The sequence below is a fragment of the Rhizobium sp. 18065 genome, from assembly GCF_902706095.1.
Classification (GTDB): Bacteria; Pseudomonadota; Alphaproteobacteria; order Rhizobiales; family Rhizobiaceae; genus Allorhizobium.
In genome coordinates this window covers 258809-280620 of the sequence record NZ_CACSJP010000004.1, presented here as the reverse complement: position 1 = coordinate 280620, position 21812 = coordinate 258809, and the positions used below count along the sequence as shown (strand labels likewise).

General features: G+C 61.9%; 21 protein-coding genes. 10 read left to right on the top strand and 11 right to left on the bottom strand.

Annotated elements, in window-relative coordinates; all coding sequences use genetic code 11:
* Positions 1–9: 9 nt before the first annotated feature.
* Positions 10–906, bottom strand: a complete 897-nt coding sequence (locus GVK95_RS12570; protein ID WP_159950057.1) for a DMT family transporter — start codon at positions 904–906, stop codon at positions 10–12.
* A gap of 181 nt (positions 907–1087) precedes the next feature.
* On the opposite strand from GVK95_RS12570, the gene GVK95_RS12565 reads away from it, so the two are divergent.
* The 7 genes from GVK95_RS12565 to GVK95_RS12535 all read left to right on the top strand — a co-directional run bounded on the left by GVK95_RS12565 (position 1088) and on the right by GVK95_RS12535 (position 9114).
* The gene (locus GVK95_RS12565) at positions 1088–1999 is read left to right on the top strand and encodes a LysR family transcriptional regulator (RefSeq protein ID WP_159950055.1); all 912 of its coding nucleotides are present in this window, start codon (positions 1088–1090) and stop codon (positions 1997–1999) included.
* Positions 2000–2136: 137 nt separating this feature from the next.
* Complete coding sequence (locus GVK95_RS12560; RefSeq protein ID WP_159950053.1) at positions 2137–3294, top strand: ABC transporter substrate-binding protein; 1158 nt, start codon at positions 2137–2139, stop codon at positions 3292–3294.
* Between the two features lie 196 nt (positions 3295–3490).
* Complete coding sequence (locus GVK95_RS12555) at positions 3491–4480, top strand: ABC transporter ATP-binding protein (RefSeq protein ID WP_159950051.1); 990 nt, start codon at positions 3491–3493, stop codon at positions 4478–4480.
* Entirely contained in the window at positions 4477–5427 is a 951-nt protein-coding gene (locus GVK95_RS12550; RefSeq protein WP_159950049.1) for an ABC transporter permease, read from the top strand. The genes GVK95_RS12555 and GVK95_RS12550 overlap by 4 nt, the downstream gene beginning before the upstream one ends.
* A complete protein-coding gene (locus GVK95_RS12545) occupies positions 5417–6232 on the top strand; it encodes an ABC transporter permease (RefSeq protein WP_159950047.1) in 816 nt (271 codons plus the stop codon). Before GVK95_RS12550 ends, GVK95_RS12545 begins: the two co-directional genes overlap by 11 nt.
* Positions 6233–6256: 24 nt before the next feature.
* Positions 6257–7681 (top strand): gamma-aminobutyraldehyde dehydrogenase, encoded by a 1425-nt coding sequence (locus GVK95_RS12540; protein WP_159950045.1) that lies wholly within the window; start codon positions 6257–6259, stop codon positions 7679–7681.
* 950 nt (positions 7682–8631) lie between these two features.
* Entirely contained in the window at positions 8632–9114 is a 483-nt protein-coding gene (locus GVK95_RS12535; RefSeq protein ID WP_159950043.1) for an SH3 domain-containing protein, read from the top strand.
* Positions 9115–9190: 76 nt separating this feature from the next.
* Here the strand turns inward: GVK95_RS12535 and tal are convergent, their stop codons facing one another.
* Positions 9191–10147 carry a transaldolase gene (gene tal / locus GVK95_RS12530; RefSeq protein ID WP_159950041.1) on the bottom strand — a complete coding sequence of 319 codons (957 nt, stop codon included), beginning with the start codon at positions 10145–10147 and terminating at the stop codon, positions 9191–9193.
* Positions 10148–10360: 213 nt separating this feature from the next.
* Between tal and GVK95_RS12525 the strand changes: the two genes are divergently transcribed.
* On the top strand, positions 10361–11371 hold the full coding sequence (locus GVK95_RS12525) for a sugar-binding transcriptional regulator (RefSeq protein WP_159950039.1): 1011 nt from the start codon (positions 10361–10363) through the stop codon (positions 11369–11371).
* Here GVK95_RS12525 and GVK95_RS12520 read toward each other — a convergent pair.
* The 4 genes from GVK95_RS12520 to GVK95_RS12505 all read right to left on the bottom strand — a co-directional run bounded on the left by GVK95_RS12520 (position 11356) and on the right by GVK95_RS12505 (position 13545).
* On the bottom strand, positions 11356–11724 hold the full coding sequence (locus tag GVK95_RS12520) for a type II toxin-antitoxin system RelE/ParE family toxin (RefSeq protein WP_159950037.1): 369 nt from the start codon (positions 11722–11724) through the stop codon (positions 11356–11358). The two genes, GVK95_RS12525 and GVK95_RS12520, sit on opposite strands and share 16 nt — an antisense overlap.
* A 5-nt stretch (positions 11725–11729) precedes the next feature.
* Positions 11730–12023, bottom strand: coding sequence for a type II toxin-antitoxin system ParD family antitoxin (locus tag GVK95_RS12515; RefSeq protein ID WP_159950035.1), 294 nt, complete (start codon positions 12021–12023; stop codon positions 11730–11732).
* 75 nt (positions 12024–12098) lie between these two features.
* The gene (locus GVK95_RS12510; RefSeq protein WP_159950033.1) at positions 12099–12983 is read right to left on the bottom strand and encodes a bifunctional helix-turn-helix domain-containing protein/methylated-DNA--[protein]-cysteine S-methyltransferase; all 885 of its coding nucleotides are present in this window, start codon (positions 12981–12983) and stop codon (positions 12099–12101) included.
* Positions 12984–13050: 67 nt separating this feature from the next.
* Positions 13051–13545, bottom strand: coding sequence for a DUF2244 domain-containing protein (locus tag GVK95_RS12505; RefSeq protein ID WP_159950031.1), 495 nt, complete (start codon positions 13543–13545; stop codon positions 13051–13053).
* 25 nt (positions 13546–13570) lie between these two features.
* Between GVK95_RS12505 and nth the strand changes: the two genes are divergently transcribed.
* On the top strand, positions 13571–14350 hold the full coding sequence (gene nth, locus GVK95_RS12500; protein ID WP_159950029.1) for an endonuclease III: 780 nt from the start codon (positions 13571–13573) through the stop codon (positions 14348–14350).
* Positions 14351–14353: 3 nt separating this feature from the next.
* Here nth and GVK95_RS12495 read toward each other — a convergent pair whose 3' ends face one another.
* From GVK95_RS12495 to GVK95_RS12475, 5 genes are all read right to left on the bottom strand, one after another.
* Complete coding sequence (locus GVK95_RS12495) at positions 14354–15067, bottom strand: sulfate transporter family protein (RefSeq protein ID WP_159950028.1); 714 nt, start codon at positions 15065–15067, stop codon at positions 14354–14356.
* Between the two features lie 65 nt (positions 15068–15132).
* Complete coding sequence (locus GVK95_RS12490) at positions 15133–15921, bottom strand: carbon-nitrogen hydrolase family protein (protein WP_159950026.1); 789 nt, start codon at positions 15919–15921, stop codon at positions 15133–15135.
* A 22-nt stretch (positions 15922–15943) separates the two neighbouring features.
* Complete coding sequence (locus GVK95_RS12485; RefSeq protein ID WP_159950024.1) at positions 15944–16606, bottom strand: exopolysaccharide biosynthesis protein; 663 nt, start codon at positions 16604–16606, stop codon at positions 15944–15946.
* Between the two features lie 117 nt (positions 16607–16723).
* The gene (locus GVK95_RS12480) at positions 16724–18574 is read right to left on the bottom strand and encodes an ABC transporter ATP-binding protein (protein WP_159950022.1); all 1851 of its coding nucleotides are present in this window, start codon (positions 18572–18574) and stop codon (positions 16724–16726) included.
* Positions 18575–18620: 46 nt separating this feature from the next.
* Entirely contained in the window at positions 18621–19784 is a 1164-nt protein-coding gene (locus tag GVK95_RS12475; protein ID WP_159950020.1) for a M20 aminoacylase family protein, read from the bottom strand.
* Positions 19785–20100: 316 nt separating this feature from the next.
* On the opposite strand from GVK95_RS12475, the gene GVK95_RS12470 reads away from it, so the two are divergent.
* Entirely contained in the window at positions 20101–21807 is a 1707-nt protein-coding gene (locus GVK95_RS12470; RefSeq protein ID WP_159950018.1) for a peptide ABC transporter substrate-binding protein, read from the top strand.
* The last annotated feature ends 5 nt before the right edge of the window (positions 21808–21812 follow it).

Here is a 21812-nt window from a genome sequence, read left to right as displayed (position 1 = left end):
CGGAAACCGTTACACGCGCGCCTCTTCCTCGGCCCGGCGCACACGGCGGGAGACCACCCATTCGCGCCAGACGGTGAACAAGCCTGCGCCGACGACGATTGTCGCACCGACCACCGTGTTCCAGCGCAGGACTTCGCCGAAGACGGAAATGGCGATCACCGCGCCGATGACCAATTGCCAGTAGGAAATCGGCTGGACGATCACCGCATCAAGGTTCTCATAGGCCCGGATCAGGGCGAAATGCCCGACAATGCCCGTGCAGCAGAGCCCACCCATCCAGGCCCAGTCTATCGCCGCGAACGGCACCCAGAAGAACGGCCCAAGCAGGCTTGCGCCGATGAAGCCGACGATCGCCAGGTAGAAAAATGAGGTCGACGGCTGGTCGTCACGACTGACCAGACGCGTGGCGATACCGTAGACCGCGCCGAGCACGGCGCAGATCAACGGCAGCCAGATATAGACGTTGAAGCCGCCTGCCGTCGGCGAGAGCATGATCACCACCCCGACGAGCCCGAAGACGATCGCCGTCCAGCGGCGCCAGCCGACCTTTTCGCCCAGGATCGGCATCGAGAGCAGCGCGACGAAAATCGGGCCCGCGGCGAAAATCGCCTGGCTTTGCGCCAGTCCCACCTTGGTGAAGGCGACGATCGAGATCAGGATCTGCGAAAACAGGATGAGACCGCGAAGCACCTGCAAGAGCGGCCGCTTGGTTGCCACCGCAGCGGCCAGTCCTCCCGGCGCGCGGCTGGCCAGGAACAGGGCGAAAGCGACAAAAGCCCAGTAGCGCACCATCGCAACCTGCACCGGCGAATAGCTTGCCCCCAGGTGTTTGGAGATGCCGTCCTGAATGGCGAAGACGGAAAAGGCGAGGAAGGTAAAGGTATAGCCGAGCGGCGTCGATTTCATGATGGGATACGGATGCTTTGGGGGTATGAAACGGGATGGCGGTGCACGAACCTGCAGTGCAGCCGTTTGATCCTACACCCATGACGCCATTTGCCTAGTCCAGAAATTCATGGCTGCCCTGCAACCTGACAAGTGCTGACGCCCCTTGTTCGAAGCCTCATCTCCATGCTGTATAGTTGCCATGGCCTTCACCATTCGTCAGTTGCAATATTTCGTCGCCGTCGCAGAACTGGGCTCGATCACCCGCGCCGCCCAGAACCTGTCGATTTCCCAGTCCTCCGTGACCGAAGCGATCAAGGAACTGGAAGGCGATCTCGGGGTCGAACTGTTCGATCGCCACCCACGCGGCCTGTCGATCACCTATAACGGCCACCAGTTCCTCCGCCACGCGACCAAGATCCTCGCAACCGTCTCGGATGCGCGCAACTCCTTTGCCGAAACCAAGAACAATACCGGCGGCACGCTGAATATAGGCGTCACCTCGCTGGTCGCAGGTTACGTCCTGTCCGATCTTCTCGCCCGCTACCGCCGCGCCTGCCCCGGCGTCGAGGTCTCGGCGATCGAGGACAATGGCTCCTATCTCGAGCACCTCCTGGTCGGCGGCGAACTCGATGTCGCCGTCATGGTCATCTCCAACCTGCGCGACCGGTTGGCATTGCAGGCGGAAATCCTCGAAACCTCGCCCTACCGTCTCTGGCTGCCGATCGGTCATCCGCTGGTGTCGGCCGACATCATCTCGATTGCAGACATCACCAAGGAACCGCTGATCATGCTGACGGTGGATGAAATCGAGGAAAACACCGGCAAGCTTCTCTCGGCTCTCGGCGCCCGCCCGCATGTCGCCTTCCGCACGCGGTCGGTCGAAGCAGTGCGCAGCCTGGTCGCGACAGGCGCCGGCGTGGCACTTCTGCCCGATCTCGTCTACCGCCCCTGGTCGCTGGAAGGCGACCGCATCGAAAGCCGCGATGTCTCCGGCGCCCTTCCCGTCGTGCAGGTCGGCATGGTCTGGCGCAAGGGCTCGAGCCTGCCCCAGGCCGCCCGCGACTTCGTCGGCATCGCCGAGGCGACCCGCAGTGGACGCGTTCGCGGATAATTCATCGTCGATATCGGAAAAACCGATACCATCATTCTGACGAATGAATTTGCGAATGCGGCTTTTTAACGCCACCTTCAAAACCGGGAACAAAACGCCGTGAAAATGCGGCCCCTCAAAAACCGGGAGACCTCGCGATGAAGTCCATTCTGAAGTCCTGCACCGTCCTTGCCTCAGTTCTGAGTATCACCTCCGCCGCCGTCGCCCAGGAGCCGCTGCAGGTGCTCGGTGCCGGCGAAGGCGCACTCTCGATCGTCGCCTGGGCCGGCTATATCGAGCGTGGCGAGACCGACAAGAACTACGATTGGGTCACCGAGTTCGAAAAGAAGACCGGCTGCATGGTCACCGTCAAGACCGCCGCCACCTCCGACGAAATGGTCGCCCTGATGAACGAAGGCGGCTTCGACCTCGTCACCGCCTCCGGCGACGCCTCGCTGCGCCTGGTTGCCGGCAAGCGTGTCCAGCCGATCAATACGGCACTCATTCCTTCGTGGAGCACCATCGACGAGCGCCTGCAGAATGCGCCGTGGCATACCGTCAACGACGTGCATTACGGCACACCCTATGTCTGGGGCGCAAACGTCCTGATGTACAATACCGACGCCTTCAAGGATGAAGCGCCGAAGAGCTGGAACGTCGTCTTCGAAGAGCAGACCCTCCCCGACGGCAAGTCCAACAAGGGCCGCGTCCAGGCCTATGACGGCCCGATCTATGTCGCGGACGCCGCCCTTTACCTGATGAAGCACAAGCCGGAACTCGGCATCAAGGACCCCTACGAGCTGAACGAGGACCAGTACAAGGCCGCCCTCGACCTGCTGCGCGGCCAGCGCAAGCTGGTTGGTCGCTACTGGCACGACGCCATGATCCAGATCGACGACTTCAAGAACGAAGGTGTCGTTGCCTCCGGTTCCTGGCCGTTCCAGGTCAACCTGATGAAGGCCGAAGGCACCAAGATCGCCTCTACCTTCCCGGAAGAAGGCGTGACCGGCTGGGCCGATACCACCATGCTACATGCCGACAGCGAACATCCCAACTGCGCCTATATGTGGATGGAGCATTCACTGTCGCAGAAGGTCCAGGGCGACGTCTCCGCCTGGTTCGGCACCGTTCCCTCCGTCCCGGCTGCCTGCAAGGGCAATGCGCTCTACGGTGACGAAGGCTGCAAGACCAACGGCTTCGACAACTTCGACCAGATCAAGTTCTGGCGCACCCCGACCAGCAAGTGCAGCACCGGCGAGTGCGTGCCCTACCACCGCTGGGTCTCCGACTATATCGGCGTGATCGGCGGTCGGTAGTCTCTGTATCTCCCCCCTTGCGGGGGAGAAAGCAACATCAACGAATTAGCCGAGCGAAGCGAGGCTAAGCGTTAGATTTTGCAAGAGAGGGGCAAGCCTACCCCCCCCCTCTCTTGCGATTTCTGGCACTTAGCTGACGCTAAGCTGCTGAAATCACATTCTCTCCCGCAAGGGGAGAGATGGAGCCGGAGTCCCCATGACCGCTGCCGTTTCCTTCACGAAGGTGTCGCGCCATTTCGGCACCGTCAAAGCTGTCGACGCGGTCGACCTGACCATCGAACCCGGCGAGTTCTTCGCCATGCTCGGCCCGTCGGGATCCGGCAAGACCACCTGCCTGCGCCTGATCGCCGGCTTCGAACAGCCAACCGGTGGCGAAATCGAGATTTTTGGCGAAAAGGCCGGCGGCGTGCCGCCCTATCGCCGCAACGTCAATACGGTCTTCCAGGACTACGCCCTCTTCCCGCATCTGAGCATTCTCGACAATGTCGCCTATGGCCTGATGGTCAAGGGCGTGGCCAAGACCGAGCGTCTGCGCGAAGCCGAAAAGGCGCTCGAACTGGTCAAGCTGCCCGGCTACGGTACCCGCAAACCCGGCCAGCTTTCCGGCGGCCAGCGGCAACGCGTGGCGCTTGCCCGGGCGCTGGTCAACAAACCGAAGGTCCTGCTACTTGATGAGCCGCTCGGCGCGCTCGATCTCAAGCTGCGCGAGCAGATGCAGGAGGAATTGAAGAGCCTGCAGCGCGCGCTCGGCATCACCTTTGTCTTCGTCACCCACGACCAGGGCGAGGCCCTGTCGATGGCCGACCGCGTCGCCGTCTTCAACGACGGCCGGATCGTCCAGGCCGGCACGCCGGAAGACATCTACAACCGACCAAAGACCCGCTTCGTCGCCGATTTCGTCGGCTCTTCGAATGTCATTGCCCCGGCCGACATGGCAAAGCTCGGCGGCGAGGCCAGATGGACGAGCCTCAGGCCCGAAGCGATCCGCCTGAGTGCCGACGGCGGCATCCCCGCGACGGTGCGCTCGAAAAGCTTCCTCGGCAGCGCAACCCGCCTGTTCCTCGATGTCGGCAACCTGCCGCTCTGCGTCGTGGTCCCGGCCGGCCAGCCCGTGCCGAACCCCGGCGAAACCACCCGCATCACCTGGCAGCAAAGCGACCTCCACACCATGGAGGACCTGGCATGAGCATGGCCCCCACCACCGCCATTCTTCCCGGCCGCAACGGCCTGGCGGGGCGGCTCTCGGATCTGTTCTGGCGGAGGCCCAACCTGCTGCTGGTCCTGATGCTGGTGCCGCCCCTGCTCTGGCTCGGCATCATCTATGTCGGCTCGCTGCTCGCGCTTTTGCTGCAGAGCTTCTTTGCCATCGATGACTTCTCCGGCCTGATCACCTACGAATTCACACTGTCGACCTACAGGCAACTGCTGATCCCGTCGAATTTCGACATCATCCTGCGCACGCTGCTGATGGCCATCTCGGTGACGCTCGCCTCGGCACTGCTTGCCTTCCCGATCGCCTATTATGCCGCCCGCTATGCCACCGGAAAATGGAAGGCCATCTTCTATCTCGGCATCATGCTACCGCTCTGGTCGAGCTATCTGGTCAAGATCTATGCCTGGAAGCTGATCCTCGCCAAGGAAGGCATCCTCACCTGGATCTTTGCCAAGCTGCATCTGACCTGGCTGCTCGACGGCGTTCTGGCGACGCCGGTGATCGGCGGCAACTCCCTGTCGATCAGCTATATCGGCACCTTCATCGTCTTCGTCTATGTCTGGCTGCCCTATATGATCCTGCCGACCCAGGCAGCGCTGGAACGCGTGCCCGGCAACCTGATCGAGGCATCGGGCGATCTCGGCGCCGACCCACGCCAGACCTTCCGTCATGTGCTGTTTCCACTCGCTTTGCCCGGCATCGTCGCCGGTTCGATCTTCACCTTCTCGCTGACATTGGGCGATTACATCATCCCGCAGATCATCGGCTCGTCGCGGCTGTTCATCGGCCAGGCCGTCTATGCCCAGCAGGGCACGGCCGGCAATATCCCGCTCGCCGCCGCCTTCTCGGTCGTGCCGATCGTCATCATGGGCATCTACCTGACGATCGCCAAACGCATGGGGGCCTTCGATGCGCTCTGATCGTCCCAATGCGGCAGGTCTGCCGTTGAAACTGGCAGCCGCAGGCGGCCTCGCCTTCCTGCATCTGCCGATCCTGCTGATCTTCGTCTACGCCTTCACCACCGAGGAAAAGAGCTTCCAGTGGCCGCCGCCGGGCTTGACCACCAAGTGGTTCGCCATTGCCTGGAACCGTCCCGACATCTGGGAAGCACTGTGGCTGTCGGTCAGGGTCGCCACCATCGCAACGCTGATCGCGATGGTGCTCGGCACGCTGGCCGCCGCCGCCGTGGCCCGGACGAAATTCTTCGGCCGCGAAGCGATCTCGCTGCTTGTCATCCTGCCGATCGCCCTGCCCGGCATCATCACCGGCATCGCCCTGCGCTCGGCCTTTTCGCTCGGCGAGATCCCGTTCTCGATGTGGACGATCATTCTCGGCCACGGCACTTTTTGCGTCGTCGTCGTCTACAACAATGCGGTGGCCCGCTTCCGCCGCACCTCAGGTTCGCTGATCGAAGCGTCGATGGATCTCGGTGCCGATGGCTTCCAGACCTTCCGCTACATCATCCTGCCGAACATCGCGACGGCACTTCTGGCCGGCGGCATGCTTGCCTTCGCCCTGTCCTTCGACGAGGTCATCGTCACCACCTTTACCGGCGGCCAGCAATCGACATTGCCGATCTGGATGCTGGAAGAACTGATCCGCCCGCGCCAGCGACCTGTCACGAACGTCGTCGCCATGGTCGTGGTGATCGTCACATTCCTGCCGATCCTGGCCGCCTTTTATCTCACCCGCGACACCGACCAGGTGTCCGGCAGTGGCAAATAACCGTCAAAAACGAGGGAGAACGACATGGACACCCAGATGCTGATCGGCGCGAAATTCGAGGCCGGCACCGAGATCGAGGAAAAGATCCTCAACCCGAAGACCGGCGAGATGATCCTCGATTTGGCCGAAGCGTCGCTTGGCCAGATCGACGCCGCTGTCGATGCAGCCGACAAAGCCTTCCAGTCATGGTCGACCACCACACCCGGCCAGCGCTCGGCCTATCTTCTCGCCATCGCCGACGCCGTGGAAAAGGACGCGCTGGGTTTCGCCACGCTCGAAGCGCTGAACTGCGGCAAGCCGATCAATGCCGTGCTCAACGACGAGATCCCGGCCATTGTCGACTGCTACCGCTTCTTCGCCGGCGCGATCCGCACGCTGCAGGCGCCGGCCGCCGGTGAATACCTACCCGGCTTCACCTCGATGATCCGCCGCGATCCGATCGGCATCGTCGGCTCGATCGCGCCGTGGAACTATCCGCTGATGATGATGGCCTGGAAGCTGGCCCCGGCAATTGCCGCCGGCAACACGGTCGTCTTCAAGCCGTCGGAACAGACCCCGCTGACCGCGCTGAAAATGGCCAAGCTGATGGCCGACATCCTGCCGGAAGGTGTGGTCAATGTCGTGCTCGGCCGCGGCGAAAGCGTCGGCAACGCGATCATCAACCACCCGAAGATATCAATGGTGTCGATCACCGGCGATATCGCCACCGGCAAGAAGGTGCTGGCGGCCGCTGCCAAGACCGTCAAGCGCACCCATCTCGAACTCGGCGGCAAGGCCCCTGTCATCATCTATGACGACGCCGATATCGACGCCGTCGTCTCGGCGATCCGGACCTTCGGCTACTACAATGCCGGCCAGGACTGCACCGCCGCCTGCCGCATCTATGCTGCCGACAAGGTCTACGAAAAATTCGTTGCTGACCTCGCCTCCGCCGTCTCGACACTGAAATACAACCAGGCCGACGACACAGAAAACGAGATCGGCCCACTGATCTCCAAGCGCCAGCGCGACCGCGTCGAAAGCTTCGTCGCCCGCGCCTCCGAACACAAGCACATGGAAGTGGTGACCGGCGGCAAGCTCGGCTCGGACAAGGGCTTCTTCTATGCCCCGACCGTCATCGCCGGTGCCCTGCAGGACGACGAGATCGTTCGCCGCGAAGTCTTCGGCCCGGTCGTCTCCGTCACCCGTTTCTCGGATGTCGATCAGGCGGTCACCTGGGCCAATGACAGCGACTACGGCCTCGCCTCGTCCGTCTGGACCAAGGACATCTCGCGCGCCATGCAGACGGCCGCCAAGCTGCGCTACGGCTGCACCTGGATCAACACCCATTTCATGCTGTGCAACGAGATGCCGCATGGCGGCCTGAAGCAGTCGGGCTACGGCAAGGACATGTCGGTTTATGCGCTGGAGGACTATACCGCCGTCCGCCATGTGATGATCGCCCATTGAGGCGAAACACCCGGGGATGACAATCCAGCCACCCATGCCGCCGGCAGCGTTGAATGCGTTGCCGGGGTAAAATCAAAATCTTCAAAAATCGCATGCCAAACCACCGGTCGGATTGTCCTCCTCCGGGGATAGCGTGTCAGTCTCGGACAGGGCGCCAGAAGCAACCTGTATGAATAATTTATATGGCTCCTTCCGGCGCCCCGTTCGGCGATTTTTGCCGGTTGCATGCGTCTCTCTGGCAAGGCGGCTTTGGCCGGCGAAACCAAGCGTTTCACCGTCAACCGGGCTTGGGTCCGAAACGTCTCTTGCCGAAACGTCCTGGCCGGGTGCCCGGGAGGTTTCAGGTTCTCGGCGGATGTGCGCACATCCCGACCTGACCCTCGCCCGGGGAGCCTTGGCATTGTCGCCGCAGCTCCCGCCGTCTTTGTCACCGCACCCGTTGACCGGATCCGGCGCCTTGTTTGTGTGCCGCTTAGGCACGTCCGATGGCCGTTGGGATCGAGGTTGGCTCAAACCATCCGAGGTCTTTGCCATCCACCATCCCTCCACCGGAGGGAGACCGTTGCATCCGGCCCGGAGGATCTGGCCAGCGACAGCCGCGCCCTCCGGCACCGGTTCCGCTTCGCCGGGCTCGCAATACCCGGTGTATCCGAAAGCGGAACGGGGAAGAGTATCGCACGGCTCAAAACCAGGGGGATGAAATGGGGTGCGTTTTATTGAAAACGTTGGGCGATTTGGAAAACTCATCCCCGTGGGAATGGGGTTTGGGATGGTTTGAAGTGGGCTTTGAGAGCTGCTTTGAGGGTGGCATGCTGGTGTCGGCCGCAAGTTCACCGCTTCCGCAACGCACGATGGCGTATGCGCCCACCCGTTTACCCTGAACGGCCAAACCGGTGGCATAGCGCGGGCCTACCCCGTATCATGCGGGTGGAATCATCAGGGAGTACCATATGCGCAACCGCATTCGCCTGGCAGCAAAGACGCGCCGCACTGCCATCGTGGCTGCCGCATCGCTCATCGGCCTGGGCATGATCCCGGCTGCTCCTGTGCTCGCCCAGCAACCGCAGGTGATCCCGGCGCCCGATCTCGGCGGCGGCCAGATGATGGATACCTATCTCTGGCATGTGCAAGGCCTGCCGCCCGGAGCCCGGCTTGCCGTCTATTCCGGCGCCGGCCCGAACTTCCGCGTCATCCACATGCTGGATGAGGGATCGCCGATCGAACGGCTGAACTGCCGCGAAAGCCGGGGTGGATACTGGTGCCGCGTGGCAACCGTCGATCGACCGCGCATTTCCGGCTGGGTCGATGGCCGCTTCCTGCTCGAGGATGCCGGCTTCATGCCTTATGATGACCGGCGGCTGGAGATCCAGCCGATCATTCCGATCCCGCTTCCGAACGATCCGGGTCGCCCGCACCGGCCGCGCAGACCTTGAACATCGTCGGCTGGTGAATGCAAAAAAAGGCGCCGCGGGTGGATCGCAGCGCCTTTCTGGAGGTATGGGGCAGGCCTTAAGCGGAAAGCGCCTTGGAAATCTGGCCACGCAACGTGCCGAGATCCTTGGCAAAGCCACGAATGCCTTCGGCCAGCTTTTCGGTCGCCATCGCATCTTCGTTCATCGCCCAGCGGAACGCCTTTTCGTCGAGCGAAACCAGCGGTTCGGCCTTGGCCTTTTCCGGCGACAGCATGCGCGGAAGATCGCCTTCGGCGGCATTCAATTCGTCAAGCAGCTGCGGGCTGATCGTCAGGCGGTCGCAACCGGCCAGTGCTTCGATTTCGCCGGCATTGCGGAACGAGGCGCCCATGACGATCGTGTTGATGCCGTTCGCCTTGTAATAATCGTAGATGGCGCGCACCGAGACCACGCCCGGATCGGTTTCCGATGTGTAGTTTTCGCCGGTCGACTTCTTGTACCAGTCAAGGATACGGCCGACGAAGGGCGAGATCAGGAACACCTTGGCTTCGGCGCATGCAATCGCCTGGGCCTTGGAGAACAGCAGCGTCAGGTTGCAGTCGATGCCTTCCTTCTGCAGCACTTCGGCAGCCCGGATGCCTTCCCAGGTGGAGGCGAGCTTGATCAGGATGCGATCCTTCTCGATGCCGCGTTCCTTGTAGCCGGCAATGATGCCATGGGCCTTCTCGATCGACGCCTTGGTGTCGAACGACAGGTCGGCATCGACTTCGGTCGAGACACGGCCCGGAACGAGCTTGGAGAGGGCTGCACCAACCGAGATGGCCATACGGTCGGCGATGGCGCCGACGACGGCATCATCCTTGCCGCCCTTGGCCTTGCCCCAGGCAATCGCTTCCTTGAAGGCATCGGCAAAGGCATCCGTGCCCAGCGCCTTGAGGACGATCGACGGATTGGTCGTGCAATCGACAGGCTTCAGGCGGGCGACCGCCTCGATGTCGCCGGTATCGGCAACAACGGTCGTCATGGCGCGAAGCTGTTCGAGTTTGGAAGTCATGCGGATATCCTTCGAATTTGCTTAGTTAAACCTGTTCAACGGCCATTCGTTCCCGAGGATCCGGCGCAAAGACCGGCAAGATGAACGCGCGCGATTATAGCCTAGACTATCGCAACTGCGGGGGGAGGAAGTCAAGACATTTGTTCATCGGATTTGACATAAGTGTCATATCGGGAAATAGTGCGCTTTGACAATATCAGGATACCGCAACTCTTGGCCAAGCTCAGACGGGAAACGCACAGCACCTATTCCGACGCGGCATCGCAGCGCCTGCGGGCGGCATGGCTCTACTACAATCAGGGCCTGACCCAGAAGGATGTCGCCGACCGCCTCGGCATCAGCCGCTCGACGGTCATCCGCATGCTCGACGAGGCCCTGAAGCGGGCCGAGGTGCAGATCTGGATCAGCGACGGCATCGGCGATTGCGTCGAACTGGCCGTGCGGCTGGAAAAGGCGTTTGGCCTCGACGAGGCCGTAGTGGTGCCCTCTCCCGCAAATCAGGATGCCGCCTCGATCGCCAGCGCGGTTGGCCTGGCGCTCGGCCAGTTCCTCACCGAAGTGGTCACCGACAATGCCACGATCGGCGTCGGCTGGGGCCGCACGATGACTGCCTCGCTGTCGGGTTTTCGCCCGCCGCGCCGGGAAAACTGCAAGGTCGTCTCGCTGCTCGGCGGCATTGTCGCCGTCCATCAGACCAACCCGATCGACTACACCTGGCGGCTGGCGAGCCAGCTTGGTGCTGAATGTTACATGTTCCTCGCGCCGCTATTGGTCGATTCCGTTGCCACCAAGCGGGCGCTGATTGAAAAATGCGGCCTGAAGACGCTCTATGATCTCGCCGAAAACCTTGACCTCGCCATTGTCTCCTGCGGTGACATCGGCCCGCATTCGACCTCGCTGTCGGAAGGTTTCATCAGCCACGAGACGCTGGAGGAACTGATCGCCGCCGGCTGCGTCTGCGACACCATGTTCAACTTCCTCGATGCCGACGGCCACTCGGTCGATCACCCGATCAATGAGCGTGTCATGTCGGTCGATCTCGATACGCTGAAAAAGGCGAAACACATCGTCATCTCCTCCGGCGGCGCCCACCGCGCAGTCGCCATCCGCGCCACGATCAAGCGCATCGGCTGCAACACACTGATCACGGATGAGAGTGCTGCGCGGGAATTGCTGGGGATGGTGGGGACTGATACTGGCCCGGCTGATCAGCCATCTCCGTAATCGCGAGGCCGATGACGTTCCAGTTCCATCGTATCATGCAGAATGCGGCCAATACCAATCATGCCAGTCCCCGCGATACGATAGAGCAATAGATGTCGTGGACGCTGAACGACAACACCCTTAAGCCGAGCCCATTCGCGTGCATGTCTCAGATGATAGCTCCGGATATCGTCTCCAAGCTCAGGTCGCTCCACCGTCCCCAAACGCAGTGGGTCCTCGGACAGGTTACGCAGGGCTATGCCGAGCAGCCGCTCATAACGCAGACGAGCGCCCTCTCCGAAAGTCTGTGAAGTCCACATCAGGATATCAACGATATCGGCTCGAGCCGCCTGCGACAGACGAACTTGAGCCATCCACCTCAGGACCCCGCTTTTTGACGTTTGGCCTCAGCCTCGAGACCGAGTTCGGCAAGAAGCTCCTCAAGACCTTCTGCGGGTAGATCGATGAAACGTCCCTGATCCAGATCCGCAAATCCTTGCTGTGCCGCATCGCGTAACGCTGCAAGCTTTGCCGCTTCCAGATTTTCCCGTTGTTCAACCAGCCGCAATCCCTCGCGCATGACCTCACTGGCATTCTGATAGCGCCCGGATTCCACCAGCCGGTCGATCACCTGCTCATGGTATTCGGTTAAGTCGACATCGCGGATTGGCATGGCACGGTCCTTCGCGTGATGGTCACAACGCTACACCGGATAGCGGAAATTGCCAACGCGATCGCCAACAGCTCCCTAAGCCTTCCCCTGCTCCCAGCCCAGCATCGCCCGCTTGCGGGTCAGGCCCCAGTGATAACCGGTCAGCGCGCCGCTTTTGCCGAGCGCCCTGTGGCACGGCACGACGAAGGAAATCGGGTTGCGGCCAACGGCGGCCCCGACTGCCCGGCTTGCGGTTGGCTGGCCGATCTTGGCAGCGATGTCGGAATAGGTGACGGCCTTGCCGAGCGGGATCGACAGCAGGCTTTCCCAGACCCGGACCTGGAAATCGGACCCGATCAGCACCACCCGCAAGGGCTCATCCGACGACCAGCGCGCCGGATCGAAGACACGCCCGGCATAAGGCGCCGTGGCAAGCTGGTCCTCGACGAATTGCGCATTCGGCCAGCGGCAGGCCATGTCGTCGAAACAGGCCCGCTCGCCGCCGAAATCGGCAAAGGCGAGCCCCGCCAACCCGCGATCGGTCGCCATGACAAGCGCCACCCCGAACGGCGACGGATGATAACCGTAGCGGATAGTCAGGCCGGCACCCCTGGCCTTCCATTCACCCGGGCTCATCGCCTCATGGGTAACGAACAGGTCATGCAGCCGGCCGGGTCCGGACAGACCAAGCTCCAGCGAGGTTTCCAAGAGTGGCAGCTCCTCGCGGCCGAGCAGCCGCTTGGCATGGTCGAGCGTCACCGCCTGCAAAAATGCTTTCGGTGAAAGCCCGGCCCAGCGGGTGAAGGTCTTTTGCAATTGCGTCGGCGACTGGCCGAGCCGGTCTGCAATCGTTTCCAGCGACGGTTGGCTCTGGTAGTCGAGCGTCAGCATCTCGATCACCTGGCGCACGGTCTCGTAATCGCCACCGTCGGGGGTGATGTCCGTGCTACGGGAAAGGTCGATATGCTGCGCAAGTGTCATGGTCTGGTCCTCATCTCGGACGGGACTTGACCACGACGGGGACGGCGACGCCACCCGTTTCTTGCGCTCAGATCCGCTGTTTCGCCGTCGCCAGCGCGCCGCGAAACGCCTTGGCGAAGCTCTCGCGATCATCGGGATTGAGGAAGGAGCCGATATCTGTGCGCCGTCCTTCGCCGGTCACCTGCATCGACACGATGCCGATTTCCTCGTGGCGGCGCACGAAGAACCGCGCCCAGAACGTGTTGAAGCGGTGCTCGGTCATGCGGCCTGCGGGCGTGAACTTGCGGATCGACAGATTGCTGCGCGAGACGGTGACCTCCTCGCGCGCCCGGCCCGACCGGTAGTTGAGCCGGAAGGCGCCATAGAGCAGAAGGAAATCCAGCCCGAAGAACAGGCCGATCGGCCAGGCCCCGGTCGCCAGGAAGAACAGCGCATGCACGAGGCAAACGCCGCCGGTCAGGACCAGCAGCACGCGGAAGCCCTTCGGCCCAAGCGATCGATAGGGCGTGAGCTCCGCTGCAAAAATCGGCGTCTCCGCCGCCTGCTCGACATTGCCTTCCATCCGCCTGCCCGACTATAGATTTCCGATGACCCTTGCGAAGCCGAAATCCAGCACCCAAAGCTTGAAAAAGTCAAATCAACCGGCACGAAAATCGGCAGCGACAAGCCGTCGCACGGCCTATTCCCGCGCCGAGCTGGAGGAGATCTTCCGCCGCTTCTCGGTCCAGCGGCCGGAACCCAAGGGCGAGCTGGAACACGTCAATCCGTTCACCCTCGTCGTCGCCGTCGCGCTGTCCGCCCAGGCAACCGACGCCGGCGTTAACAAGGCGACCCGCGCCCTGTTCAAGGTGGCCGACACGCCGGAAAAGATGCTGGCTCTCGGCGAGGACAAGGTCCGCGACCATATCAAGACCATCGGGCTCTATCGCAACAAGGCGAAGAACGTCATTGCGCTCAGCCGGATGCTTGTCGACGATTTCGGCAGCGTCGTGCCGAAGACGCGGGAGGAGCTGGTGAAGCTGCCCGGCGTCGGGCGCAAGACGGCCAATGTGGTCATGTCCATGGCCTTCGGCATTCCGACCATGGCCGTCGATACCCATATCCTGCGCATCGCCAACCGCATCAGGCTCGCACCGGCCAAGACCCCGGACGCGATCGAAGACATCCTGATGAAGATCGTGCCGAAGCAATACCTGTTCCACGCCCATCACTGGCTGATCCTGCACGGGCGCTACTGCTGCAAGGCGCGCAAGCCGGAATGCGAACGCTGCGTCATCGCCGACATCTGCAAGTCGGCGGAAAAGACCTGTGACATCCCGGCGCCGCTGGTCGAACTGCCGCAGCAGACAATCGGCGGCGTCGAGTGATTTTTACACCCTGAACTGCGGATCGCGGGCGCTCAGCAGCTTGTGCAGATGCACCATCAGGCCGGCGGCAAACAGCGGCGTAAGCAAGTTGAGGATCGGCACCGCGAGGAAGCCGGCAATCACCAGCCCGGCGAGAAAGATCGTGCCGCCATGTTTGGAGCGGAACAGCTTTGCTTCCGCAGGTGTGCGAAAGCGCATGGCGGCGAATTCGAAGAACTCCCGCCCGAGCAGATAGCCATTGACCAGGAAGAAGGCGATCAGATTGACGCCCGGAATGAACAGCAGCATCAGCGCCACGAGATTGCCGAGCACGACGACGCAGAAGAATTTCAGCGAGGTTGCAATGCTGGACAACAGGGGCATGGCGAAACCGGCCGGATCGCCCGGATAGTCGCGTTTTTCGATCACCTCCGCCACATCGTCGAGAAACAGACCGGCAATGATCGCGGTCACCGACGACATCAGCAACGCCACGGCGAGCGCAAGCCCGATGCTGGCGAGAATGCCGAAGACGAAACTCAGCCAGCCGGCCCAGGCCGGCAGGTCCGGAACGAAACCGTCGATCAACGGCATGGCATAGGCGATGAAGGTTTCCCGAAGTGCCAGCCAAAGGGCAATCAGCACCAGAGCCGTCAGTCCCAGCACTTTCCAGAATACAGAACGGGTTTCGCTGGCAAACAGGTTACGGGCAGCAAGCGCTGCAGCATCGAGGATCATCGCGGTCTCCTTCAGGATCGGTGCCTGATGTAGGAAAGGCAGGCCACAACCGCAATGTGCAAATGTCAGCCAAGCCGGTAGAGCGAGGGCCGCCGGTCGGTCAGATAGGGGTTCTGCGCCTTGGCATCGTCATAGGCGCCGAGATCGACCTTCGCCACCAGCAGCGTTTCCCCGGTACCCGCCCGTGCCAACTCGTCGCCATCCGGAGCGAGGATCACCGAGCGCCCGGTATAGGACAGCGCGCCTTCGGTGCCGCAAAGATCGGCATAAACGAGGAAGAGGCCATTTTCGAAGGCGCGCGTCGGCACGACCATGTCGGCAACCCGCCGGCTGATGATACCTGCCGGCAGCGCGGTCGGCACGAGCACCAGTTCGGCACCGGCCAGAGCCAGCGTCCGCACATATTCAGGGAACTCGACATCGTAGCAGATCAGCATGCCGGTCTTGATGCCGAAGAGATCAAACACATGCGGGCTATCGGCGCCTGGAACGAAGGCTGCGCGCTCGCCATCGCCATAGAGATGGCCCTTGCGGTAGAATTCCAGCGAACCGTCGGGACGCACCACCACGGCGGAGTTAAACACCTGATCGCCATCACGCTCGGGAAAGCCGGCGCAGATGGCAAGGCCGCAATCGGCGGCAATCTCGCTGAGCGCTTCGATGATCGACCCATCGCGCGTTTCCGCCACCTCGGCAAACCGCGCTCCGAGCGCATAGCCACTGGTGCCGAGCTCCGGCGTGACCAGCACATCCGCACCCATTTCGGCCGCAGCCATCGCCGCCTGGGCGATCTTGCCGATATTGCCCGGCACATCGCCGGAAATCGGCTGCATCTGATAGAGCGAGATCAACATGATGGCACCTATGGTTGGCAGGTTAGAAAAACATCGCGGACAGCAGCAGGATGAACCCCTTCACGATCGCAAACAAGACGCCCGCAACCACCACCAGCGATAGCACGAATGTGATAAATCCGAACAGGATGCAGAGCCCATCCCGCTCCAGAATCCCGAACGAGAACAGACAAATGGCAATGGCCGGCAGGATATTGCCGAGCGGCACCGGCAGCGCCAGAATGATCGCCAGGATCAGGCAGAGCAGTCCCGTCACATACTCCACCGGCGGATAGACAAGAACGGTCAGCCTCGGGCGCAGCATGCGCTCACCACGCGCCAGCCAGGGAGAAATACGCCGGACGATCGCAGCGAAATCCTCGCGCGCCATCGAACGGTTGGCGATGATCTTCGGCAGCCACGGCGACTGACCCAGCATCAATTGCGCCGCCAGGAACACCAATGGTGCACCGGTGATCGCAGACGTACCCGGCGGCGTCGGAACGACATTCGGCAGTGCGAAGATCAAAAGCAAAGCACCAAAGGCACGGTCACCCATCGCGGTGAAGAGATCGGAAACGGATACCCGCGAACGCTCGACATCCAGAGCGATGTCAGAAAGAATCTCGGAGAGACGTCGCCCACGTTTGCCGTTCCTGTCCGCCGACAAGGGTTCGTCGGCGAGCCCGCCATCCGCATCAATCATGCTTCATTCCTGCACTGTCCCGATTGCTTCGTTTACCGGAGCCTTATCGCCAGACAATGACGGATGTTGGATTAACGCCGGACAAAATCGCAAATAAACCTTGGCGTCAGCCACAGTCTACAGTTGGACAAGATGACCGGCTGCGACCTCGCGGTATTGCCGCACCGGCGGTTTGAAACCGAGCGGCCGGATCGGGCTCTTGATTTCGTCGGTCGACAGGTTGCGCTTGGCCCGCCGCCGCGAGGGATCCGGCACCGGCACGGCGGCCATCAGCTTCTTCGTATAGGCATGTTGCGGGTTTTCAAACACCGCCTGGCGCGGCCCGATCTCGACGATTTCGCCGAGATACATGACAGCCACCCGGTGGCTGACCCGCTCGACCACCGCCATGTCATGGCTGATGAACAGATAGGCGAGATTGAAGCTCTGCTGCAAATCAAGCAGCAGATTGCACACCTGCGCCTTGATCGAAACGTCGAGCGCCGAGACGGCCTCGTCGGCAATGATCACCTTCGGATCGAGCATCAGCGAGCGGGCAATGGCGATGCGCTGGCGCTGGCCGCCGGAAAATTCGTGCGGATAGCGCGGCATCATATCAGCGCCGAGACCGACGCGTTCCAACAGGTTGGCCGCCTTTTCGCGCGCCTGCGCTTTGCTGCCGAGCTGGTGCTCGATGAACGGTTCCATCACCGCCTGGCCGACGCTCATCCGTGGATCGAGGCTGGCGAACGGATCCTGGAACACCATCTGGATGCTGCGCCGCATGCGCCGCAGCGCCATGCTGTCAAGCGACGCTACATTGTAACCGTCCATCGAGATCTGGCCAGAGCTCGGCTCGACCAGCCGGGTGATCGAGCGACCGGTGGTCGACTTGCCGCAACCGGATTCACCCACCAGCGCCAGGGTCTCGCCCGGCCTGAGATCGAAGGAGACGTTCTCGACGGCATGCACCGCGCCGCTCTTGCGACCAAGCAGACCGGAACGGATATCGAAGCGCGTGGTCATGTTCTTCACTTCGAGGATCGGTCGGCTGGCCACGTCAACGCCGGCGGCTTCGGTTTCCGGCACCAGCGTTTCGCCACTCTTGATGTCGATCACCGGGAAGCGCATCGGCCGCTCCCGCCCGCCCATCGAGCCGAGCTTCGGCACAGCCGAGAGCAGCGCCCGCGTATAGGGATGTGTGCCACGATTGAAGATGGCGTCCGTGGTTCCTGTCTCCACCGCTTCGCCACGGAACATCACGATCGTCCTGTCGGACACCTCGGCCACCACACCCATGTCATGGGTGATGAACAGCACCGCCATGTCTTCCTCGTCCTGCAACGTCTTGAGAAGATCGAGGATCTGTCCCTGGATAGTCACGTCGAGCGCGGTCGTCGGTTCGTCGGCGATCAGCAGCTTCGGTTTGGAGGCCAGCGCCATGGCGATCATCACCCGCTGGCGCATGCCGCCGGAAAACTGATGCGGATAGTCGTCGAAGCGGCTCTTCGAATTCGGAATGCGGACCTTGTCGAGCAGGCGCAGCACTTCCGCCTTGGCCTCTGCATTCGAGACATTCCGGTGGCAGGTGATCGCCTCGGCGATCTGCTTGCCGATCGGGAAAATCGGATTGAGACTGGTCATCGGCTCCTGGAAAATCATCGCGATCTCGTTGCCGCGCACCCGGCGCATGGCTTCCGGCTCGAGCGTCAGCAGTTCGCGCCCCTGCAGCTTGACGCTGCCCTCGATGCGGCTCGAGGCCGACGGCAGAAGCCGCATGACCGACAGCGACGTGACGCTTTTTCCGGAGCCGGACTCGCCAACGATCGCAACCGTCTCCCTCGGCGCAATATCGAAGCTCATGTTGCGCACCACCGAACGCCACTCCGGACCGACCCGGAACGACGTCGTCAGATTGCGCACGGACAGCACGGGCTCGATCGTGCCGCCGGTTGCCAATTCCACCTCAGCCAGTTCCACGTCAGCCATGTCCAGTTCCCCTGTTCTTATGTCGTCGAGATCTGCTGCGGATGGATCAGGCGGCGAGCGCAGTTTCGGCCAGCGTCACCCAGTAGCTGATGCCGTAGGGGATGGCCTCGTCGTTGAAGTCATAGGCCGAATTGTGCAGGTTCGCCGTGTCGCCATTGCCGATGAAGACGAAGGCGCCTGGACGAGCTTCCAGCATGTAGGAAAAATCTTCCGCACCCATGGCCGGCGGGAATTCGTCGCTGACAGCCTGGCCGCCGACCACCTTGCGCAGCACGTCGAGGGCAAACTCGGTCTCGGCATGATGATTGAAGGTGACGGGGTAGCCGCGATGATAGTGCACCTCCGCCTTGGCACCCATGGCCATGGCAATGCCGGTCGCGATCTCGCCCAGACGCTTTTCCGCCATGTCGCGCAGTTCGGGCAAAAGGGTGCGAACCGTGCCGGACAGTTTCACGCCGTCAGGAATGACGTTATAGGCATCACCGCCGTGGATCTTGGTCACCGTGACGACCACGGAATTGAGCGGATCGGTTTCACGCGCGGCGATCGATTGCAGCGCGACGACGACCTGGGCTGCCGCAAGCACCGGATCGATGCTCTTGTGCGGCTGGGCGGCATGGCCGCTGCGGCCATGGATCTCGATGTCGAACTGGTCGGCCGCTGCCATCACCGAGCCCTTGCGGGTGGAAAACGTTCCGACCTTCATGCCCGGGTGATTGTGCATGCCGTAGACTTCCTTGATGCCGAACGTCTCCATCATGCCGTCGGCGACCATTTCGCGGCCACCGCCGCCGCCCTCTTCGGCCGGCTGGAAGATCACCGCGATCGATCCGCGAAAATTGCGCGTCTCGGCCAGATATTTGGCCGCCCCGAGCAGCATGGCGGTGTGGCCGTCGTGACCGCAGGCATGCATCTTGCCCGGCGTCTTCGACGCCCAATCCTTGCCGCTCGCCTCGAGGATCGGCAGGGCATCCATGTCGGCGCGAAAACCGATCGCCGGACCGTCACCGCGACTGCCCTTGATCACGCCGACGACTCCGGTCCGGCCAATGCCGGTCTTGACGACATCGCAGCCGAACTCCTTCAGCTTGTCGGCAACAAAGGCAGCCGTTCCATGCACATCGAACAGCAGTTCGGGATTTTCGTGCAGGTGCCGGCGCCATTCGGCCACCTCCGGCTGGAGTTCGCTGGCGCGGTTGAGAACTGGCATGAAAGACCTCTTTTTATCATTGCTCCCGGCAGGATTGCACCCATACTGGCCTGTGAGTTTACCCTTTTGCAAGCCGCAATTTTCCATCTTGCATGGAAAATAGGCTTGTGATTACATGGCCTAAATTTTCACCAGCCGGACAGGGCGTCGCCGTGTCAGCGGCGGCTTTGACGACGCGTTTTGCGTCACAAAATCTCAAATTTTTCTATATATCCCAATGAGATAGGCTGTTGACATTTTTCATTTGGACTGGCCACATCTCGACCCGGCGCCCAAAGGTGCCGAAGCTCCTACAATAATAAATGGGGAACAGCTTATGAAGAAACTGCACGTTATCCTTGCGGCGTCGGCTGCCGCATTGACCATTTCCGGCGCCCCGGCCCTGGCCGATCGCGGCACCGATGGCGACCTCAAGATCATCTTCTGGCAGGCCGTCTCGACGATGAATCCATACCTGTCCGGCGGCACCAAGGAAGTCTACGGGGCCTCGATGGTCATCGAGCCGCTCGCCCGCTACGACGAGACCGGCGCGCTGGTGCCGATGCTCGCAACCGAGATCCCGACCGTCGAGAATGGCGGCGTCGCCGCCGACCTGAAGAGCATCACCTGGAAGCTGAAGCCGGACCTCAAGTGGTCGGACGGCACACCGGTCACCGCCGACGATGCCATCTTCACCTGGAAATACTGCACGGCACCGGATGGTGGCTGCGCCCAGGGCGCCTATTTCGAGGGTGTCAGCAATGTCGAGGCTGTCGATGCCTCGACCATCAAGATCTCGTTCACCGACCCCAAGCCCTATCCCTACAGCGCGCTGGTCGGCGGCCAGTCGCCGCTGATCCAGGCAGCCCAGTTCAAGGATTGCCTCGGCGCCAAGGCACCGGAATGCACGTCTGCCAATTTCGGCCCGATCGGCACCGGCCCCTTCGTCGTCAAGGAATTCAAGCCGAATGACGTCGTGACCTTTACCGCCAATCCGAACTACCGCGACGCCGCAAAGCCCGCCTTTGCAACAGCGACCCTCAAGGGCGGCGGCGATGCTGCATCGGCAGCGCGCTCGGTTCTGGAAACCGGCGAATTCGACTATGCCTGGAACATGCAGGTCGAGCCGGAAGTGCTGGCGACCATGATGCAGGCCGGCAAGGGCAAGATCGAGGTTGCCTTCGGCACCCAGGTCGAGCGTATCGACCTCAACCCCTTCGGCGTCGATCCATCGCTCGGCGACAAGCGCTCGACCAAGGAAGCAGGCCCGCATCCGGCCTTCAAGGATCCGGCCGTGCGCAAGGCGCTGTCGCTCGCCATCGATCGCGACATCATCGACGAGGCTGGCTACGGCGACAACGGCAAGCCGACCTGCAACATTCTGCCGGCGCCCGATATCTACGTCTCGACCGCCGTCGACTGGTGCCTGAAGCAGGATGTCGAAGCAGCCACCAAACTGCTCGACGATGCCGGCTGGAAGATGGGCAGCGACGACATTCGCGAAAAGGATGGCGTCAAGCTCTCCTTCCTTTACCAGACCTCGACCAATTCCGTCCGCCAGGCAACCCAGGCGCTGGTCAAGGATATGTGGAGCCAGATCGGCGTCGCCGTCGAACTGCGCAACGTCTCGGCCAACGTCTTTTTCGGCGGCGATCCGGCGTCTCCGGATACATTCCAGAAGTTCATGGCCGACATCCAGATGTACACCAACAACTTCGACGGCACCGACCCGGAAAAATACATGGCCGGCTGGATGTGCGACAAGATCCCGAGCCCGGCCAGCGGCTGGCAGGGTGAGAACATCGTCCGCTACTGCAACCCGGAATACGACGCCGTGGTCAAGGAACTCGGCAAGACCGGTAAGCTGGAAGACCGCGCCGTGATCGCCAAGAAGCTCAACGACATGCTGAGCAATGACGTGGCGCAGATCCCGCTGATCCATCGCGGTCAGCCGTCCGCCGTCTCCGCGACGCTGGAAGGCGTCAAGATGAACGCCTGGGACAGCGAACTCTGGAACGTCGCCGACTGGTCGCGCAAGAAATAATGCCG

What these genes read in the sequence shown, in the direction of transcription:
- GVK95_RS12570 (WP_159950057.1), bottom strand. Translation starts at nt 906, where the DNA reads ATGAAATCGACGCCGCTCGGCTATACCTTTACCTTCCTCGCCTTTTCC.
- GVK95_RS12565 (WP_159950055.1), top strand. Translation starts at nt 1,088, where the DNA reads ATGGCCTTCACCATTCGTCAGTTGCAATATTTCGTCGCCGTCGCAGAA.
- GVK95_RS12560 (WP_159950053.1), top strand. Translation starts at nt 2,137, where the DNA reads ATGAAGTCCATTCTGAAGTCCTGCACCGTCCTTGCCTCAGTTCTGAGT.
- GVK95_RS12555 (WP_159950051.1), top strand. Translation starts at nt 3,491, where the DNA reads ATGACCGCTGCCGTTTCCTTCACGAAGGTGTCGCGCCATTTCGGCACC.
- GVK95_RS12550 (WP_159950049.1), top strand. Translation starts at nt 4,477, where the DNA reads ATGAGCATGGCCCCCACCACCGCCATTCTTCCCGGCCGCAACGGCCTG.
- GVK95_RS12545 (WP_159950047.1), top strand. Translation starts at nt 5,417, where the DNA reads ATGCGCTCTGATCGTCCCAATGCGGCAGGTCTGCCGTTGAAACTGGCA.
- GVK95_RS12540 (WP_159950045.1), top strand. Translation starts at nt 6,257, where the DNA reads ATGGACACCCAGATGCTGATCGGCGCGAAATTCGAGGCCGGCACCGAG.
- GVK95_RS12535 (WP_159950043.1), top strand. Translation starts at nt 8,632, where the DNA reads ATGCGCAACCGCATTCGCCTGGCAGCAAAGACGCGCCGCACTGCCATC.
- tal (WP_159950041.1), bottom strand. Translation starts at nt 10,147, where the DNA reads ATGACTTCCAAACTCGAACAGCTTCGCGCCATGACGACCGTTGTTGCC.
- GVK95_RS12520 (WP_159950037.1), bottom strand. Translation starts at nt 11,724, where the DNA reads ATGGCTCAAGTTCGTCTGTCGCAGGCGGCTCGAGCCGATATCGTTGAT.
- GVK95_RS12515 (WP_159950035.1), bottom strand. Translation starts at nt 12,023, where the DNA reads ATGCCAATCCGCGATGTCGACTTAACCGAATACCATGAGCAGGTGATC.
- GVK95_RS12510 (WP_159950033.1), bottom strand. Translation starts at nt 12,983, where the DNA reads ATGACACTTGCGCAGCATATCGACCTTTCCCGTAGCACGGACATCACC.
- GVK95_RS12505 (WP_159950031.1), bottom strand. Translation starts at nt 13,545, where the DNA reads ATGGAAGGCAATGTCGAGCAGGCGGCGGAGACGCCGATTTTTGCAGCG.
- nth (WP_159950029.1), top strand. Translation starts at nt 13,571, where the DNA reads ATGACCCTTGCGAAGCCGAAATCCAGCACCCAAAGCTTGAAAAAGTCA.
- GVK95_RS12495 (WP_159950028.1), bottom strand. Translation starts at nt 15,067, where the DNA reads ATGATCCTCGATGCTGCAGCGCTTGCTGCCCGTAACCTGTTTGCCAGC.
- GVK95_RS12490 (WP_159950026.1), bottom strand. Translation starts at nt 15,921, where the DNA reads ATGTTGATCTCGCTCTATCAGATGCAGCCGATTTCCGGCGATGTGCCG.
- GVK95_RS12485 (WP_159950024.1), bottom strand. Translation starts at nt 16,606, where the DNA reads ATGATTGATGCGGATGGCGGGCTCGCCGACGAACCCTTGTCGGCGGAC.
- GVK95_RS12480 (WP_159950022.1), bottom strand. Translation starts at nt 18,574, where the DNA reads ATGGCTGACGTGGAACTGGCTGAGGTGGAATTGGCAACCGGCGGCACG.
- GVK95_RS12475 (WP_159950020.1), bottom strand. Translation starts at nt 19,784, where the DNA reads ATGCCAGTTCTCAACCGCGCCAGCGAACTCCAGCCGGAGGTGGCCGAA.
- GVK95_RS12470 (WP_159950018.1), top strand. Translation starts at nt 20,101, where the DNA reads ATGAAGAAACTGCACGTTATCCTTGCGGCGTCGGCTGCCGCATTGACC.